A 19059-nucleotide genomic window follows, 5' to 3' on the forward strand; every position below is an offset into this window, starting at 1 on the left:
GGAAATTGCTATGCAACATTTATTACTGATTAACGGTGAGCTGGTCGGCGGTGAAGGTGAAAAGCAGCCAGTTTACAACCCTGCGACCGGAGAGCTTATCCTGGAAATTGCGGAGGCGTCGGCTGCGCAGGTTGATGCCGCCGTTCGCGCTGCGGACCATGCGTTTACAGCATGGGGACAAACAACGCCGAAAGTGCGATCGGAGCTCCTGCTTAAACTGGCGGATACCATCGCAAACAATGCCCGAACATTTGCTGAGCTGGAGTCTCTCAACTGCGGCAAGCCGTTGCACTGTGTGCTCAATGATGAAATTCCAGCCATCGTGGATGTTTTCCGCTTTTTTGCCGGGGCTGCTCGCACCTTGCACGGGTCGGCTGCCGGGGAGTATCTGGAAGGGCATACGTCAATGATCCGCCGAGATCCGCTCGGGGTGGTGGCATCTATTGCCCCATGGAACTATCCGCTGATGATGGCTGCATGGAAACTGGCACCGGCGTTGGCGGCAGGTAACTGCGTGGTAATCAAACCTTCAGAAATTACGCCACTTACGGCGCTGAAACTGGCGGAATACGCGAAAGATATCTTCCCGGCAGGTGTCATTAACGTCCTGTTCGGCAGAGGCGCAACGGTGGGCGATCCGCTGACCGGACATGAAAAAGTGCGTATGGTTTCGTTGACGGGCTCCATTGTGACCGGGGAGCACATCATTCAGCATACCGCGCCTACGATTAAGCGCACGCATATGGAACTGGGTGGAAAAGCGCCAGTCATTATTTTTGATGATGCCGATCTGGATGCGGTCGTTAATGGTGTGCGAACGTTTGGTTATTACAACGCCGGACAGGATTGCACTGCGGCTTGCCGCATCTATGCACAAAAGGGGATTTATGATGCGCTGGTAGAAAAACTGGGCGCGGCTGTCGCCAGCCTGAAAACCGGGGCGCCGGATGATGAATCAACAGAACTGGGGCCATTAAGTTCAAAAGCACACCTTGAGCGCGTGGCAAAAGCAGTAGAAGAGGCCAAAGCACTTGGCCACATCAAAGTCATCACTGGCGGTAAAAAAGTGGAGGGAGGTGGCTATTATTTTGCTCCGACGCTGCTGGCAGGGGCGAAGCAGGAAGATGCCATCGTTCAACGGGAAGTCTTTGGTCCGGTGGTTAGCGTGACCGTCTTTGATGAAGAAGAACAGGTGCTGGCGTGGGCAAACGATTCGAAGTACGGGCTGGCGTCGTCTGTCTGGACGCGGGACGTTGGTCGCGCACATCGGGTAAGTGCTCGTCTGCAGTATGGCTGTACCTGGGTCAATACCCACTTCACGCTGGTGAGTGAAATGCCGCATGGCGGACAAAAACAGTCAGGTTATGGCAAAGATATGTCGGTTTACGGGCTGGAGGATTACACGGTTGTCCGGCATGTGATGATCAAACACGAGTAAAATCTTCAGTCGCGAACAGTGAAAGAGGCACGGATAGCTAAATATTGGCAAACGTGTCTCTATACTATGCGCGCCACTGGCCTCGTCGCCATTGGACGGCGGTAAGTTGGAATTATCCGCGAGGTCAGACTAATTTCGCATTAAACGGGACCTTGTTCCCGAACCACAAATTCCCCCCCATAAATGCATTACTGAACAGCATACACACATTGCCAGGTTTTATTATTTAATGCCGCAGAAGGATTAGGGATATTACGCATTAAGGATAATTTACCGGATGGCGGTGGAGTGGGAAGATCACATACTAATGGCAGAGAGAACGCCATCTCTCTGCCAGCAGGCGCTGCAATTAATCAACACGAATCACATCACGCAAACCAGCCGAACCTTACGGATATCAGGCTGAAAAGTCCTACAGCAGCAAATATATTTATCAGCACAACAGTTTTACTGGAAACATTCATTTTTGCCACCTTTCGATTTAACCCCTATGGGTATAGTACGGGTTAAGACGAACCGCAATAGTACCCATTCTGAACATTGTGGTAACAGGGTGTTTTTCAGGCGTTTCTCTGAAAAAAATGAATAAAACTTGATGTGAGTCATGAAAAAGAGCATATTGCGCGCGATTTTCCCCTCTGGCCTGGATGCCCCAAATGTCTTTGTACCAAAAAATGCTGGTTTTTTATGCGGTGATGGCCGCAGTCGCGGCTATCATCACCTGGTTTCTATCCCGCGATAAAAAGCGTATTCGCTTTCTGAGTGCGGTGTTAGTTGGGGCGACATGGCCGATGAGTTTTCCCGTCGCACTCCTGTTTTCTCTTTTTTGATGGCGGCGTTACCGCCGCTTCAGGTACTGAGCAAGGCGAGCAATTGTTTCCTGTCTGCCTCAGTAATATCTGAAGGATGTTGATAGCCCACATTCTCATTAGCACGAGTGTAGAGAGCAACCAGCCAGTCGTACACATAACGGCTTGCACCATGCAGCGGCTGTTCATCCAGCTTTGTCAGACGGAACATAGGTTGTTGCACCGGCGCGCTAAAAATAGCCGTACCCTTTTGGATCCTGCTGGCTGGCCGCTTTTCCTCCGCTACGTTGGCATAGCCAAGCCAGGTAATAAAATCACCGATATCGGCGTGCAACTGTGCCCCGCAGACGTTCTCGCGTTGCATAATACGCTGTAACTGCTGAGGCATCTGCAGTCTGTAGCTGGTCGTGACCAGTATGTCGGCAACCTGCCTCAACGTACGGGGTTCCAGGCGAAGACGTCGCGCATTATTCTCATTGCGGCACCATTGACGTACATGGTTGACCCACATTTTATGCGCCTGATATCCGGTTTCTTTATTCTCATGCTGATGCGATGTGTCCTGCACCTCAGCAAACAGATCGATCTCTTCATTAAATAAGCCACTGACCTGTTCTTCCCGTGGCTGCTGAATGCGTAGCAGGGACTCAAAACTGCGCATTGGCGGCAGCAGACCATCCAACAGCTCGCCATGTTTTGCCGCCTGTGCCTGTAACTGGCGGATCACTGATTCGCTCGCACCGGATCCCTCATCAGCAACATTCAGCCAGGTGTTCAGGGTTTCGCGAATGCGCTGCTGGTACTGCTCGCGAAGGGAAGTCAATCGGGCCTCGCGCTGGTGCGGTGACGTTGCCTGAGACAACCATTCAACAAGTCGCTGAACACTATGTTTGTCCAGTGCCTGCAACGTGCCCCAGTGTAATCCGGGTTTGCCCATTAATTGTTGAACGGCTTCATCCAGGTTTTGCTGCGTAGTAAAACGTGCGTCCTGGGGAGTAATCGCCCATACCACGCCAGGCAACGCGGCATCATGCAGCGGTTGGGTATCGTTGACCCAACCCAGCAGCGTTCGGGTAATCGCTGGCGTCTGTGAACGCGTAGATACGGCATTGCAGATCACTAAGACATCCGGTTGTAGATGCTGGCGGTAATGTTCCAGCATCCAACCTAATTTTGCACGCCACAACGGATGCGGGTGCGTATCAGGTGCAAGAGGAATATCCAGCAGATCCACATTGCCAAGCACATTGTCTTCAACTGGCAGTACCAGTTCACTCGTTAGCAGGGCCAGGGAGTCCAGCGAGAGGCTGACCGCATTGAGTAACTGATTATTATCAATGGGATGAACGACCACGTCGCTTTGTGCATCACTTCCGGTTAATGCTACCTGGGTCAGGAAGTTTTCGGCGGGCAAACCAAAATGGTCGACCAGCAAGCTTAGCGGCGCGGCTATTTCTTGCGCATGACCGGTTTGCTGCAACGTGTGTGCCAGCGCCAGCCATTGCTGCGTTAGCTCCGGTTGTTCCCCCCATAGCAACGCCCATGCGTGTGCCCGGGTAGTCAGATCCAGTGCGGGAAGTAGTGTGGCAAAGTGATGCCACAATGCATCGTCAATTTGCTGCTGGCTGGAGGGAACACTGTTTCGCCAGAAGCGGCCGATTGCCGCCACATCTTGTGCGGAAACCCCCTGAACTGGATGACGCTGGCGCAGCGTCTGCCATTTTTCCAGTCGTGCTTCAATGATTGACCTCTCAACCTGGCGGTTGTCGGGTAATGAGCAGAACTGCGCGATAAACAGTTGTACCAGTTCTGCCTCACTCATCAACCGTAGACGCAGAGGCCATTCGCTATCAATCGGGTTTTCTTTACGCGTAAAACGGATCGCCATATTGGTCGGTGCATGTCCGGGGTTAATATGCGTAAAGTAATCAAAACTACGGTCCGGGGCGGTGATGTTGAGTTTGCCATTGTCATTGCTACACAGGGCGGATAACAGATGCGCTTTCGCCGGTTGAGAATGTCCATATAATCCAACACAACCTTGCGCGGTTAATGCCGCATTCAGCGCAGATTCATTAACTGCCGTCAGCGTTAGCTGAGCCAACAGAGCGTCCGCTTCATCATCAAGACGTGTCGTACGCTGACGTGTTTCAGTCACCCATTTGATGGCGGCCTGTGCGGTGTTTAACATCTTGCTCATTTCAGGTACACGCTCCCGCTATCAATCCAGTAATGGCTGCCGCTATGACGACGGTCTGCCAGCGTATTCAGTTTTAACGTTAAGGCATTGGCGGCAACGGGTGTGCCATCCTGCAGCCAGGCATCACTCAGAACGAAGAATTCCGGGCCTGTCTCTTTAGTACCGCCGCGTAGTTGTAAGCGCACATTTAAGACGCCATCGCCAGCAATGGTTTTCGCCAGTTCGGCAGAGTTAATACTGAGCGTATACAGCGGAGTGGCGGGCCAGCGACTGTTAGCCAGTTGACGAAAACCTAACGTCACGTTGCCACGCAGCGGAAAGTGCAGACGAGTATCCAGTTTTGCCCCTGGCTTATCGAGATCGATATCGTGATACCAGATGTTCTCATCACGCAGCGTATTGACCGTATTATCCAGTACGCCAAGATAGCGTACGGTAGAGTACGCACCGATATCGGCGGCTTTAAAGTTAAAGCGTGGCAGGCGTAGATCCAGCGCCAGACTACACAGCATTGCACCAACGGCGGCGGTGGATTTCGGATTGCCAATGCGACCTTGCTGACTGAACGGATACCATTCATGTACACGGTAGTTGTCCATCCAGATCATGCGGTTAACCGGTACCGGTTGCAGATGACGGATCAGCGCTTGTACGCCTGGCAGGCAGGCGGGTCTGCCGGTGACTAATAAAATATCGCAGCGATAATGTGAAATGGCTTCGCAGACAGCGTGCAGTGGGGCAGTAAGGGTAAATTGTCCAGCCAGCAATGCCTCCTGGAGCTGCCTGAACTGTACCTGTAACGGGACACTCAGCAAGTCAAAGACTGGCGAACCCGACGGCAGCGCATGATCAATAGCCTGTTGAATGTAGTTCATCACATTGCGCGTTGGACGTTGAGACAGCAATTCGCCAAAAGTGGCATGCAGTCCTGCTACCGGATCGTTAATGTCGCTCTGCTCCCAGGCGGAGAGCACAGCATGACCGAGCGGCATAAAGAGCTGTAACGCCGTTTGCTGGCGTAAAATTGCCTGGGTGTCGATGCGCCCCGAATCGCCAAACAGCGTAGCCAGCAGTGCGGCGGCATCGGTGACGCCCGCCTGCTGTAACCGGGTTTGCAGAGCAGGTAACACACAGCGCTGAATCACATCCAGCAGCATGTCATCGCCGGCAACCTTGAATCCTTCACGAAACAGCAGGTGCGGCGTAATTTTGACATTCGCGCCAACGCCATCATCAAGCTGATAATGCACGACGGCCATATCCGTTGTGCCTCCGCCAATGTCGATTGATGCGACGCGCAGCGCGCGACCTTTGACTTCATCAGGCTCCGGCTGGCGATCCGGACGGGAGAGAGCGTTAAAGAATGATTCGGTGTGCCCGTCATAATGCGAAATGGCTTCGTTATACAACCACACCAGTTGTCCGCAGCTGGCTTCATCCCATTCCATCTGGATCTCCGGGACGGGAACCACGCTCTTTTCCTGCTGTTTGCGCGTGGTGAAATCTTCATCCTGCGGGTGCCAGCCCATCGCTTTCCAGACCAGGGCAATCGCTTCAAACATGCGCAGGCGGAAGATCTCGCGCTCCTGTTTTGGCATCGCAGAGGGCAGGGTGAGGATCAGCGTGCGCAACTGGCGTGGAGAGGCCGGGAATCCGAGGCGCAGACGTGTTGCCACGCTGTTAATTTGCCCCAGAGCCTGAGCCAGAATCTCGCACAACATATGCGTCATCAGCGTACTGCGGCTGTACTGCGGGGAGAAAACTGGCAGCCGGTCATCCTGTGGCAGACTAAACAGCGGTTGTCCGTCATCGTTCATCAGATTCATTAACGGAAAGGCCGTGGCAAGCGGTTCGCGCTGGGTTTTGCCATTCATCTGACTAAAGCGCCAGTCATGTAAAACGGGCGTTTCATCCCATAAATAACGGCGTGGGCTGGAGATCCCGCTGCTGCCTTCCGTCCCCAAACGCTGCATTGCCAGTTTTCGGGCTTCATCGCCGACGCGCACGATAGACGGCCAGATAAAGGCGTCATCACGGCCACTTTCAACGGAAAAGTGCTGCTTACCAAAGCGCGCTTCGGAAAACTCCAGTCGGCTGGTGAACAGCGGATCGTTAAGAAACTGAGGTTCGCTTAACGAACGGACCTGCAGTTCAGCAGTCTGGCGCAGACCGTCATTGGCATCCCCATGATCTTCAATCAATACACCGCAGGTATGGGTATTGCCGATATCTAAAATGAGATCGACAGGAATAGCGGGGGTGCTGAGGGTATGCGTGACCAACTTCACTTCCGGGACAGATAACTGTTCACCTAACAGTGCCAGCAAATTCAGCCAGTGCGCCTGATATTCGAAGTTACGCAGCGCCAGTTGGATCTCCTGCTCTGAACGGCTCTCTTCCTGCGTGACATGATGCAGGAAGGACTCTCGCAACCAGCCGTCAATCCAGGTCTGGTCGAGGAAATCTGCAATTTCGTTATCCTGCCAGGCCAGCGCAAATCGCGTTCCGTTAAGCAGATCGTTTTCGTTTGGCGTCAATGCGGCTGGTGCGTGTTCGGCAAGCTGACTGTCCAGCGCGATAGTGACGCGGTGGGTGTTGCCTGCGCTGTCTGGCTGCGCCAGCTTTCGCACTTGTACGCGCGCCCAGTTATCCGGGCCTTCGACAAACGTGCGGGGTGGGTTAAAACGCAGGAACGGCAGGGGTAACCAGACACCATCGAGTACGTCCAGCGAATAATGTAACGTCTGGGTACTTTCCGGCTTCACCACCTCAGGTTGTCCGCCGGTGTTACCTGGCAGGGTATAGCGTCCCGTTGTGAGATCGAAATCCAGCCTCAGCAGTGGGCCGTTTGCCGTTTTGCGAACGAAACGACCGTGGTGAGCGGATTCCTGCGGAGTCAGTCCGAAATCGAGAAACTGCACGCCGCTATTAGCGATGAGCGTTACGCTCTGTTTGTAATCACACAGATTGACCAACATAAAATCAGGCACCTATTTTTTTGATAGTCAGTGGGATCTCAGCGTGATCGTCATAACGCGCGGTACAGGCCGCAACATCGTTGGTTCCCGCTTTACAGGTGATTTCAGGCATCGGATAACGCGAGCCGTCAGTGCATCGTGCATTCCCGCGACTCTTAATCATTAATTCGCCCGACTGGTGCAGGCCAGAGAAAATCTCTGCACGACACACAATATTGTCGCCATGGACAACCCGTGCAGTGCCTTTATTAGTCTGGATCTGATAACGCAGTGATGGCGCTTTGCCGCTGACCGGATCTTTAACATCGACCATCACGCGCCAGTTTCCGTTGAGGAAACGTGTGGTACCCGCTTTCATCTGGTTGGCGTCCATGACCAACGCATCTTTCGGGATGGCGGCAATAACAACGGGACCGTCAACGGGCTTTTCTTTTTTGGCTGCTGGAGTGACTTCCGCCCGATGCAACGGCAACACCGATCTCAGTTCTGGCAGCGGTTTACTGTCAACTCTTGCGACTTCAATAGGTGTCTCTACAGCCGCTACAATTGGTGCTGGAGCTTGTTGCTTCCACAACAGTGGAGCGGCTATGGCAGCGACAATCACCGCAGCAACGGGAAGGCTCCACAACGGCAGACGGCGTGTCGACTTACTCTGTATTTGTGCAGTTGGCGGTGTAACCTTGGGTTCGCTAATGATGACCGGAGCTTGCGGTTCTGGTTCGGCGGGTTCAGGCAATTCAACGACCGGCGTCAGCAACGGTGCATCGGCCTCGGCAAAGGTGATTTCCTGCGTGACATCTTCTTCAGCCCCTGGCTCCGGGGCAGGCACGACCGGGGGAACATCGCTGACTCGCAGGCAATCGAGCACATCATCACGGGTATTTTCGTTTAGATTGACGAAGCCCCAGAACGTAATGACAGGCTTACCATCAACCAGAAAAACGTGGTTCTCTCCCGGAAATTGAATCGCTTTTTCGAGCAGTGAACCAAACAGTTGCAGTGCGGTTTTACCCGATTGCAGGCTTTTGCGACTCAGGGCCGCCGCATTTTCCAGGGTGCTTCCCAGATAACGCATTGCCCGCAAACGTGTGTCTTCATCCGCGGCTTTCCACGCGACAGCTTTTCCCTCGATCGGGGAATACCAGTCAACCCGATCGCCGTTATCGTTAATTTGTGGAATTGCCAGACAATCCGCCATCGCCTGCTGTTTACGCAAACGAAGCGTTTCACGAATTTGCAATGCTGAATCAAAAACGGCCTGACCGCCGCCGCCCACGGCCTGATAGTCATCCAAATTGCCGCTGCGCAAGAGAGTTTTTGCCACGTTGTTATCCCTTAGACTTCTTCACACATCTACTTTACGGGTTATGAAAACAAGCAAACGTCAGAAGAGAGGCAAAAAGGGGCGAATTTTCATGGCATAGAGTATTGGGAAAAATCTTGACGTCCTGAAAAAGACTTAACGGAAATTATTCCACCTGTGCTGTCGAATTAATCAGCGAAATACACCGGATTAGAATAACCTGATAGTGATTTGTTATTAGTCAGTTTTTGTCAGCTATGCTCTGATAATCGTGTTAATAATAAAATAAGAAGGCTTATAACCATGACTGCAAGGAAAACGTTGCTCGCGCTGGCACTCAGTGCAGTATTACCAACCGGCGCTGCATTCGCGGCCAGTACTGACACCATTATTTACTGCTCTGAAGCGTCGCCGGAATCATTTAACCCGCAAATCGCCAGTTCCGGTCCATCGTTTGTGGCCAGTTCGCAGGTGCTGTACAACCGGCTCATCAATTTTGATCCGGTAAAAAATACCCCTGTACCGTCGCTGGCAACCGACTGGACAATTTCACCGGACGGTAAAACGTACACCTTTACCCTGCGTCAGGGCGTAAAATTCAATAGCAATAAATTCTTTAAACCCACCCGCGATTTCAATGCTGATGATGTTGTTTTTTCTGTGTTACGTCAGAAAGATGCCGATCATCCGTACCACAAAGTATCGCAGGGCAACTATGAGTACTTCAACGATGTCGGGCTGGACAAGTTGATCAAAGAAGTGAAGAAGGTCGATGATTACCATGTCCAGTTTGTGCTGAATGAACCAAACGCGGCATTTCTGGCCGACTGGGGGATGGACTTCGCATCCATTCTTTCCGCTGAATATGCGGATGCAATGCTGAAAAAAGGCACCCCGGAAAACGTCGATAACTGGCCGATTGGTACCGGACCTTACGTGCTGCAACAGTACAAGCAGGATTCACAAATCCGCTATCTGGCTAACCCGAACTACTGGGATGGCGAGGTGCCGACGAAGCATCTGATCTTCTCGATTACGCCAAACGTACAGACGCGACTGGCAAAACTGCAAACCAACGAATGCCAGATTATCCCCGCGCCTGCGCCAGTGCAGTTTGAGGAAATTAAGAAAAATAGCGACCTGACACTGCATTCTGTCGATGCGCTGAACGTCGGTTATCTGGCGTTTAACACCGAGAAAAAACCGTTTGATAACGTGCTGGTTCGTCAGGCGCTGAACTACGCTACCGATAAAAAAGCGATTATCAATGCCGTCTTTTTAGGTTCAGGCTCGGTGGCAAAATCACCAATCCCACCGAATATGATGGGCTTCAATAAAGATTTGAAAGATTATGATTACGACCCGCAGAAAGCGAAAGCGTTGCTGAAGCAGGCGGGGCTGGAGAGCGGTTTTGAGGCGACGCTGTGGTCAATGCCGGTTCAACGTCCGTACAACCCGAATTCCCGTCGTATCGCCGAGATGATCCAAAGCGACTGGGCGAAAGTCGGCGTAAAGGCGAAAATCGTTTCTTACGAGTGGGGAGAATACCTGTCTGGAATGCGCAAGGGTGAGCATGACACCGCGCTGTTTGGCTGGATGTCTGACAACGGGGATCCTGATAACTTTGCCGATGTACTGTTGGGTTGCAACAGTATTAAAACTGGATCAAACGCCGCGCGCTGGTGTGATAAAGAGTATAATTCCCTGGTTCAAAAGGCGAAACTGGTGAGCAAACCGGAAGATCGCGCCGCGCTTTACCAGCAATCGCAAGAGATATTCTACCAGCAGGCACCATGGATAGCGCTGGCAAACGGTAAGACGTTTTATGCTACGCGCAGCAATGTCAGCGGATACAGCGTGAGTCTGATGGGCAGTGATTTTTCAAAAGCAAAACTAAATTAATGTGTTAAGGAGAAAGTATGTCGCACCTGGATGAGGTCAGCGCACGTGTCGACGCCGCCATTGGAGAGAGCGTTATTACGCATATGAATGAACTGCTGATTGCGCTCAGCGATGATGCAGAGCTAAGCCGGGAAGAGCGTTACACCCAGCAGCAGCGTTTGCGAACGGCTATCGCGCACCATGGGCGTCAATATAAAGAGGATATGGAAGTTCGTCGTGAACAACTGACCAAAGGCGGTACTATCCTTTGACACCCTGACGAACAGGGTGGTTCCGGCCTGCATTTTCGTGTTATTTGTAGGCCGGAACAGCGTAGTGCCATCCGGCAGTTAAAACGAACGTCTCGCCACTAACCAGGCGCCAACTACCAGCATCACCGCACCACAAACCGGCCCCACCAGCGCACGTAGCGGTACGCCGTGGCTGCGCAGTATATCCAGTACCAGACCGCCTATCAGCTGGCTGGCAACCAGTACCGCAATGGTGGTGGCTGCGCCCACGTTCTGGTATCCGCTAATACTGGCGAAGACAAAAAACGACCCCAGCAATCCGGGAATTAACGTCCACCAGCGCACACTGGAGGCCAGCTCGCCAAATCCGGCCACACCTTGTTTAAACCACAGAATGCTGACAAACAGCACGATCCCCACCAGCGAGTTGAGCAACATGGCGATAAGGATTGTCGATGAGGTCTGAGTTATACGCACCATTAAGGTGTTTTGCACCACCAGACCGATGCCTGCAGCAATCAGAAAGGAGAGTGTCAGCGTCTGGTTCATTCGCGCACATCCGGTTCGCTACGATCGTCCAGTTGTAGTTGCATAAAAGTCAAATCCAGCCAGCGACCAAATTTGGTTCCGACCTGCGGCATTTGCGCGGTCAGCTTAAAACCTAGCGTGCTGTGCAGGTGCAGAGATGCCTCGTTCTGTGACTCAATTCCCGCCACCATCACGTGTTTGCCACATGCGCGGGCTTCATCAATTAACCTGCTGAGTAGCGCCCGTCCCAGACCCTTTCCCTGATGATCCGGATGCACATACACCGAGTGTTCGACGGTATGGCGGAATCCGTCAAAATTACGCCAGTCGCCAAAGGAGGCATACCCCGTGACCACGCCATTCTCTTCACTCACCAGCACTGGATATCCCATCAACTGTCGGGCTTCGTACCATGAGATCCGGTTTTCGGCATCGACCGTCTGATCGTTCCAGATAGCTGCCGTATGGAGTACTGCGTGATTATAGATTTCTGCAATGGCCGTGCAGTCTTCTTTGCTGGCGAATCGAATTGACATGTTGAACCTCAGGCGTTGTTCACTATAGTATTACGATATGAATACTATTGAAGACAGTATAAATCAACGGATCAGTGCAAGAATTCGCGTTGAGCGGGAATCTCGCGGCTGGTCGCTGACCGAGCTTGCTGAGCGCGCAGGCGTGTCGCGGGCGATGATCCATAAAATTGAGCGTGGCGAAAGCAGTCCAACAGCAACGCTGCTGGGACGACTGTCCGGCGCTTTTGGCATCAGCATGTCTACGCTGATTGCACGTGCTGAAATGCAGGAGGGGAAACTACTGCGTTTCGCCGATCAGCCTGTCTGGCACGATCCGCAAAGCCACTATTTGCGCCGCCATGTCTCCCCGCGAAGCGATCTGCCCATTGATCTGGTGCAGATTGAATTGCCCGCCGGCAGTGATATCCCGATGCCAGCCTCTTCCTATGTGCAGGCCAGACAGCTTATCTGGTTGCAGCAGGGGGAGTTAGTGTTTGTGGAAGGAGACACGAGACATGAAATGAAAACGGGTGATTGCCTGGAACTCGGTCCACCGAATGACTGCCGCTTTATCAATGAAACCTCGCAATCCTGCGTTTACCTGGTTGTTCGGTTAAACCATGCAGGCAATTAATGTGAAAGCATCTCCACCGGAGGGGAACTACTATTGATGGATTCATGCCAAAAGCTGAGGAGAACATCAATGGGTCAACAAATGCAACGCAATCGCCGCTGGGTACTGGCTTCACGTCCGCATGGTGCGCCAGTACCGGGTAATTTCCGGCTTGAAGAGGATACCGTAGCGACTCCTGGTGCAGGGCAAGTTTTACTGCGCAACGTTTTTCTGTCTCTTGATCCCTACATGCGTGGCCGCATGAGCGAGGAACCGTCGTACTCTCCTCCGGTTGAAATTGGTGCAGTCATGGTAGGAGGCACCGTAAGCCGGGTGGTCACATCGAATCATCCTGACTATAAAACGGGGGAATGGGTCCTGAGCTACAGCGGTTGGCAGGACTTCGATATTTCCGATGGCAGTGGACTGGTAAAATTAGGCGACAACCCTGAACATCCTTCATGGGCGCTGGGCCTGCTCGGCATGCCGGGATTTACGGCATATATGGGCCTGCTCGATATCGGACAGCCTAAAGCCGGAGAAACGCTGGTGGTTGCGGCGGCAACCGGACCTGTTGGCGCAACCGTTGGGCAAATCGGTAAGCTCAAAGGATGTCGGGTAGTGGGTGTCGCTGGCGGAGCGGAGAAATGTCGCCATGCGACAGAAGTCCTCGGGTTTGATATTTGTCTCGATCACCATGCGCAGGATTTCGCAAAACAGCTGGCGCAGGCTTGTCCGCAGGGGATCGACATTTATTATGAAAACGTGGGTGGCAAAGTTTTTGACGCAGTTCTGCCGTTACTCAATACCTCAGCGCGAATCCCTGTTTGTGGCCTGATCAGTGGGTATAACGCGACGGCGTTACCGACTGGTCCTGACAGGTTACCGCTGTTGATGGCAACAATATTGAAAAAACGTATTCGGATGCAGGGTTTTATCATTAGTCAGGATTATGGCCATCGTATTCATGAATTTCAGCAAGAGATGGGGCGGTGGGTTAAAGAAGGCAAGATCCAGTATCGTGAACAAATAACCGACGGTCTGGAAAATGCGCCGGAAACGTTTATTGGCCTGCTCACAGGGAAAAACTTTGGCAAAGTCGTAATTCGCCTTGCTGATGAATGATACTTAAGGTAGGTGATTGGGCGCCTACGGCATTGAAAATATTGCCTCTGCTGGAACGAGTTATAGGCGCCCTAAATCCAGCCTCTCGTGCTGGCTATATTTTCAGGTATAATGCCCCTGTTTCTGCGTACTTAACTAGGGGTATCCTGGATGTTTATAACTCTCTATTCGATAATACTCCTGCAGAATAGAGTTTTTCCCGAAATTTTATAGCTCCATTAATATTTAAATGATGGCCATCAGTAAACTCCGTGTAGTTAAAGTCTTTATCGGCAGAAAAATCAAAGATATGAAAATGTTTTGACTCTATGGAAGATAAAAAACGTTTGCATTCGTTTTTTATCTGTTCATCAAGATTTTCTATATAGGCTACTGATACGGGAGGTATTATCATGTAAACATGATTTTTATTATTTTCTGCTGCATTTTTAATATCCATGATTCTTTCACAGTTTAACTTGAAAGAGTCTGCATGTTTTTTGTATTTATTATGTTGTGCAACAATACCGAGTCCGTCAAGATAGTGTTTATCTGCATTTAGAAATTTTTCAGTGTTTATATCACGTTGCATTGTTGATAGTTTTTCTGCAATACTTTCTGTACTATGACAAGAACATTCACTAATGTTCCTTTGATTAATGTAGATACTCTCAATGAAAACATCTATAGATTCCGTGTTGAATTTATGCATTAATGTATCATTTGAGTCATTTATTTCTGTTTTTTTAATTGAGTTATAGTGTCGATCATTGAATTTATTCATGCTTTCTTTTGCATATGTATAGACAATTGATTTCCCTTTACTAATTTCCTTGTAAAGATCATAGAATCCAAAGCATAATATTGTTTTGTTTATAGGGTTGATGGTGTTTGTTTTAAAGTAAAGATCGTGTGCGTTTGTTATATCCAGACCTGGAATAGAAAGGCTTGTCGAATGTATTGAATTTATATCTGTTAATGCATGGAAGGCATATGATGAACCGAAAATGACAGTGTTAAATTTTTGATCTATAAATCTATTGTATTGATGTGAAAGGAAATCATACCAGATGGACAACTCTCTTGGTTTTATTGCGTTTTCATGTAAATGACAGGAAAAAGGTTTTCCAATCCCGCCTTTTAAAAAAACAGTACTTCCTGAATAATCATATGCAAAAATTGATAACTTACTCTCTGATAATTCTTTTTTGATAACATTCTTATCAAAAGAATATGTTTTTATATCATGGAATATAAAGTTTGCATTTTTTTTGCTTATCTTTTTCTTAAATTCAACGAAACTTTCTTGTTCACCTAAAAAGTAAATATCCATGATTGTATTGTCTAAAATAGAAACATATAAATCATAGCAAATGATGTAAAATGATTTTATATTTTCACGTTTAAAATCTTCACACAGATAGAATAGCTCATCAATAAATCTTATGGTTTCAGGTGTGCCAGTGAAATATTTTGAGTTAGTTAATACATATTCTTTTAAAATCATGACATCGAGGTCGGTTTTATTTTTATAGAGTTTTAATATTAAAGTTCGCAAACAAAGAAGGAAATTAACATGGTCGTTCATATTGTAGCCTTTTATGTTAAAATTTTTACATTAATGTTGTTATGGTAGTGTCGGATTTGTCGATGAATATATAATGCGGTAAAAAACAAAAATTCTTAAATTTTATAGTGATTTCAATTTTAGAACAGGTGTTCATCATGATGATGAGCTTCATTTCATGAGCTAATTGCTTACAGTAACAGCATTCCATATTCGTCTTACACATCTCATTAACTGTGATTGTATAAATTTTGTTTCACTTTCAACATTCGGCTTACAGATGCGGCGAAACTAAAGAAAATCAGTAAAGATGGCTGTATTTAATACATTGATTTTTCGACGAGATTTGCTGAGAACTCATCGTATTATCTGTGCAAGATAACAATATTAAAAATATCGAGATCGATTTTGCGCGCCCGTCAAAATCAGCGTGATACGCGCTTGAGAACAAAAGCCGACAGGATTTAACACTGGGTCGTATGCGTCGTGTACAAAATTGCGCTATGCCAGAGATGAATCTCCATTGGTTAGGCCGCCACTGACGAATGAATTGCGCAACGATGATTTTCCGCGCCAGGAGCCAGAGTTGTAATGGAGGCGGCAATGAGCCTCCATTACACGTAGAGAAGCAGTGGATATGAGGTGAACGTCATCATGTATCCTGGCAAATTGTTCTCTGTTTCATAAAAGCATAACCTGCAATCATTCATGGAGAAATTAAGAAGGTTGTAGCCAAAAAGTGAATTAACACTCCACTTTGAGATAAATAATGATTACTATTCTCATTCTTAAGAAGAGCAAGACCATGATTTTGCTCATTGAGGCTATGTGAAGCAGTAACATACGAATTTATCAAAGGGAGTCGTCATGTCTTTACGTCATCTGTTTTCACCGCGTCTGCGTGGTTCTTTACTGTTAGGTTCACTGCTCGTTGCATCGTCATTTAGCACGCAGGCTGCGGAAGAACTGCTGCGCAAAGCCGTGGGCAAAGGCGCCTACGAAATGGCGTACAGCCAGCAAGAAAATGCGCTGTGGGTTGCCACATCGCAGAGCCGCAAGCTGGATAAGGGCGGGGTGGTTTATCGTCTTGATCCGGTCACGCTTGAAGTGACCCAGGTTATTCATAACGATCTCAAACCGTTCGGTGCCACGATCAACAATGCCACTCAGACATTATGGTTTGGTAACACCGTCAACAGCGCGGTAACGGCGCTGGACGCCAAAACTGGCGACGTGAAAGGGCGTCTGGTGCTGGACGATCGTAAACGTTCTGAAGATGTCCGTCCGCTGCAGCCTCGTGAACTGGTCGCTGATGATGCTACCAACACGGTGTACATTAGCGGAATAGGCAAAGAGAGCGCTATCTGGGTTGTGGACGGTGAAACGATCAAACTGAAAACCACAATTCAGAACACTGGTAAAATGAGCACCGGTCTGGCTATCGACAGTAAGGCCAAACGCTTGTACACCACCAATGCCGATGGCGAGTTTATTACCATCGATACGGCAGATAACAAAATTCTCAGCCGTAAAAAGCTGCTTGATGACGGGAAAGAGCACTTCTTCATCAACCTGAGCCTGGATACGGCGGGTAACCGCGCGTTTATCACCGATTCTAAAGCGGCAGAAGTTTTGGTTATCGACACCCGTAACGGCAACGTGCTGGCTAAAGTTGCCGCGCCGGAATCTCTGGCCGTACTGTTCAACCCGGCGCGTAACGAAGTCTACGTGACGCACCGTCAGGCAGGTAAAGTTAGTGTGATTGACGCGAAAAGCTACAAAGTCGTCAAAACATTCGATACCCCAACCTTCCCGAACAGCCTGGCGCTTTCAGGTGATGGCAAAACCTTGTATGTCAGCGTGAAACAGAAATCTTCACGCGAGCAGGAAGCGACTCAGCCGGATGATGTTATTCGCATCGCGCTGTAATTGCCCGGAGGGGGAAACCCCTCCAGTCATTTATCCACACCCCACGATACGCCTCGTTACACCCCATCTCTGGCCTGACAAACATCAGGGACTTACACTACGTCCTCTACGGCTAACTGAATAACACGGGATTACCATGAAAAAGCCATTTATCTGCCTTTGTGCGGGTGTGATGTTGTTTACACTGGCGGGCTGTACCACTGATTACGTCATGACGACGAAAAGCGGACAAACCATTGTCACCCAGGGTAAACCGAAGCTGGATAAAGACACAGGGATGACCAGTTATACCGATCAGGATGGGAACGCGAGGGAAATTAACAGCAATGATGTTGCTCAGTTAATTGAAGCTAACTAAGCGCCAGAAAAAAGGGGAGGCCGGATATCCGATCTCCCCCGCAAATGTTACGGTGCGGTGCGGTGGATTTCTGCCACGCGCTTACGCACGCCAAACCACCCGGCAACCAACAGAATGGCAATCAACGGTAATGACGCGATAGTCCAGGTACCGTTCGGATAATCAAATGCCATCAGCACCAGCACAGTCAGCAGGAACAAGAGCGTTAACCACGAAGTAAACGGGGCACCTGGCAACTTGAAGCTGACGTCTGCCGCTTTGCCTTCTTTAATCGCCCGACGCAAACGCATCTGACATACTACGATGAATCCCCATGACGCAATGATGCCCAGCGAGGCGAAGTTAAGCACGATCTCGAAAACCTGCGAAGGTACCAGATAGTTAAGGAAAACCCCTACGACATACACGACCAGCGTGGCGAGGATCCCGGCCCAGGGCACCTGTTGGCGGCTCATTTTAGCCATAAATTTAGGTGCAGAACCGCCCATCGACATCGAACGTAAAATGCGTCCTGTGCAGTACAGTCCGGAATTAAGACTGGAGAGCGCCGCAGTGAGCACCACAATATTCATAATGCTGCCGATATACGGCACGCCGAGCTTTGAGAAGAAAGTGACAAACGGGCTTTGACCTGCCTGATAAGCATTCCAGGGCAACAGCAATACCAGCAGGACGACCGAACCAACATAGAACAGACCAATTCGCCAGATAACGCTATTAATCGCTTTTGGTACCATTGTTTGCGGATCTTTGCATTCGCCGGCGGCTGTACCCACCAGTTCAATGGAGGCAAAAGCAAAGACGACGCCCTGCACCAGCACCAGAGCAGGCAACAGACCATGCGGGAAGAAGCCGCCATTGTCGGTGATCAGATGAAAGCCGGTAGTGTTACCATCCAGAGGTTTTCCGGTACCTAAAAAAACCGTACCGACCACCAGAAAAATGACAATGGCCAATACTTTCACCAGCGCAAACCAGAACTCCATCTCCGCGAACCATTTTACGCCGATCATGTTCATGGTACCGACGATCGCCAGCGCGCCGAGGGCAAACACCCACTGTGGCACGTCGCCAAAAGCGCCCCAGTAGTGCATATACAGTGCCACCGCAGTAATATCGACGATCCCGGTCATTGCCCAGTTGATGAAGTACATCCAGCCTGCCACGTAGGCTGCTTTTTCGCCCAGAAATTCACGAGCGTAGGAGACAAAGCTACCGCTGGAAGGGCGATGCAATACCAGTTCACCGAGTGCGCGAAGGATAAAGAACGAAAAAATGCCGCATACCAGATAGACCAGCGCCAAAGCGGGACCGGCCATTTGCAAGCGTGCACCCGCCCCTAAAAATAACCCGGTTCCGATGGCGCCACCGATGGCGATCATTTGTACCTGCCGGTTGCCCATCGCTTTGTGATACCCCTCTTCGTGAGCATTCAACCAGCGTCGTTTTGCCGCATGTTGTTCCGCGGCTTGCGTGTTGTGTGTGTTCATTACTTTTCCTGTTGGCCTGGTAAATTCACAAAATCCTTTTTGCCGCACCTGCAGCGACCCATACGAAAGTCAGCTCGCGGCGAAAACAGCGTTAC

Annotated in this window: 16 protein-coding genes; 8 read left to right on the forward strand and 8 right to left on the reverse strand. The window is 50.0% G+C overall.

What is annotated here, in order from left to right:
• Positions 1-10 precede the first annotated feature (10 nt).
• A complete protein-coding gene (gene patD, locus SK36_RS09760) occupies positions 11-1438 on the forward strand; it encodes an aminobutyraldehyde dehydrogenase (protein ID WP_045443106.1) in 1428 nt (475 codons plus the stop codon).
• A 368-nt stretch (positions 1439-1806) separates the two neighbouring features.
• Here patD and yncL read toward each other — a convergent pair whose 3' ends face one another.
• Complete coding sequence (gene yncL / locus SK36_RS23595; RefSeq protein ID WP_071828932.1) at positions 1807-1902, reverse strand: stress response membrane protein YncL; 96 nt, start codon at positions 1900-1902, stop codon at positions 1807-1809.
• Positions 1903-2094: 192 nt separating this feature from the next.
• Here yncL and SK36_RS23600 point away from each other — a divergent pair, with 192 nt between their 5' ends.
• Positions 2095-2268 (forward strand): GhoT/OrtT family toxin, encoded by a 174-nt coding sequence (locus SK36_RS23600; protein ID WP_136345510.1) that lies wholly within the window; start codon positions 2095-2097, stop codon positions 2266-2268.
• 19 nt (positions 2269-2287) lie between these two features.
• Here SK36_RS23600 and SK36_RS09765 read toward each other — a convergent pair whose 3' ends face one another.
• The 3 genes from SK36_RS09765 to SK36_RS09775 are packed head-to-tail and all read right to left on the reverse strand — an operon-like array spanning position 2288 to position 8749.
• Positions 2288-4447 carry a virulence factor SrfC family protein gene (locus SK36_RS09765; protein ID WP_048221414.1) on the reverse strand — a complete coding sequence of 720 codons (2160 nt, stop codon included), beginning with the start codon at positions 4445-4447 and terminating at the stop codon, positions 2288-2290.
• Positions 4444-7425, reverse strand: a complete 2982-nt coding sequence (locus SK36_RS09770) for a virulence factor SrfB (protein WP_048221415.1) — start codon at positions 7423-7425, stop codon at positions 4444-4446. The genes SK36_RS09765 and SK36_RS09770 overlap by 4 nt, the downstream gene beginning before the upstream one ends.
• A gap of 4 nt (positions 7426-7429) precedes the next feature.
• Positions 7430-8749 carry an SrfA family protein gene (locus SK36_RS09775; protein ID WP_048221416.1) on the reverse strand — a complete coding sequence of 440 codons (1320 nt, stop codon included), beginning with the start codon at positions 8747-8749 and terminating at the stop codon, positions 7430-7432.
• Positions 8750-9031: 282 nt separating this feature from the next.
• Between SK36_RS09775 and SK36_RS09780 the strand changes: the two genes are divergently transcribed.
• Together SK36_RS09780 and SK36_RS09785 are read left to right on the forward strand one after the other, a co-directional pair.
• Complete coding sequence (locus SK36_RS09780) at positions 9032-10630, forward strand: ABC transporter substrate-binding protein (RefSeq protein WP_048221417.1); 1599 nt, start codon at positions 9032-9034, stop codon at positions 10628-10630.
• A 17-nt stretch (positions 10631-10647) separates the two neighbouring features.
• On the forward strand, positions 10648-10881 hold the full coding sequence (locus tag SK36_RS09785) for a YdcY family protein (RefSeq protein WP_048221418.1): 234 nt from the start codon (positions 10648-10650) through the stop codon (positions 10879-10881).
• A 78-nt stretch (positions 10882-10959) separates the two neighbouring features.
• Here SK36_RS09785 and SK36_RS09790 read toward each other — a convergent pair whose 3' ends face one another.
• Both SK36_RS09790 and SK36_RS09795 read right to left on the reverse strand, forming a co-directional pair.
• Complete coding sequence (locus tag SK36_RS09790) at positions 10960-11409, reverse strand: DMT family transporter (protein WP_048221419.1); 450 nt, start codon at positions 11407-11409, stop codon at positions 10960-10962.
• Entirely contained in the window at positions 11406-11924 is a 519-nt protein-coding gene (locus SK36_RS09795; protein ID WP_045443085.1) for a GNAT family N-acetyltransferase, read from the reverse strand. The genes SK36_RS09790 and SK36_RS09795 overlap by 4 nt, the downstream gene beginning before the upstream one ends.
• Before the next feature lie 37 nt (positions 11925-11961).
• Here SK36_RS09795 and SK36_RS09800 point away from each other — a divergent pair, with 37 nt between their 5' ends.
• Both SK36_RS09800 and SK36_RS09805 read left to right on the forward strand, forming a co-directional pair.
• Complete coding sequence (locus tag SK36_RS09800; RefSeq protein ID WP_045443083.1) at positions 11962-12537, forward strand: helix-turn-helix domain-containing protein; 576 nt, start codon at positions 11962-11964, stop codon at positions 12535-12537.
• A gap of 69 nt (positions 12538-12606) precedes the next feature.
• The gene (locus SK36_RS09805) at positions 12607-13641 is read left to right on the forward strand and encodes an NADP-dependent oxidoreductase (protein ID WP_045443080.1); all 1035 of its coding nucleotides are present in this window, start codon (positions 12607-12609) and stop codon (positions 13639-13641) included.
• Positions 13642-13795: 154 nt separating this feature from the next.
• Here the strand turns inward: SK36_RS09805 and SK36_RS09810 are convergent, their stop codons facing one another.
• Entirely contained in the window at positions 13796-15208 is a 1413-nt protein-coding gene (locus SK36_RS09810) for a hypothetical protein (protein ID WP_048221420.1), read from the reverse strand.
• Positions 15209-16054: 846 nt separating this feature from the next.
• Between SK36_RS09810 and yncE the strand changes: the two genes are divergently transcribed.
• Positions 16055-17116, forward strand: coding sequence for a 7-bladed beta-propeller protein YncE (gene yncE, locus SK36_RS09815; protein ID WP_048221421.1), 1062 nt, complete (start codon positions 16055-16057; stop codon positions 17114-17116).
• 136 nt (positions 17117-17252) lie between these two features.
• Entirely contained in the window at positions 17253-17474 is a 222-nt protein-coding gene (locus SK36_RS09820; protein WP_045443071.1) for a YgdI/YgdR family lipoprotein, read from the forward strand.
• Between the two features lie 47 nt (positions 17475-17521).
• On the opposite strand, the gene ansP is transcribed toward SK36_RS09820, so the two are convergent.
• Positions 17522-18964, reverse strand: a complete 1443-nt coding sequence (gene ansP / locus SK36_RS09825; protein WP_045443068.1) for an L-asparagine permease — start codon at positions 18962-18964, stop codon at positions 17522-17524.
• Between the last annotated feature and the right edge of the window lie 95 nt (positions 18965-19059).

The organism is Citrobacter sp. MGH106 (genome assembly GCF_001037495.1).
GTDB classification, from domain to species: Bacteria; Pseudomonadota; Gammaproteobacteria; order Enterobacterales; family Enterobacteriaceae; genus Citrobacter; species Citrobacter murliniae.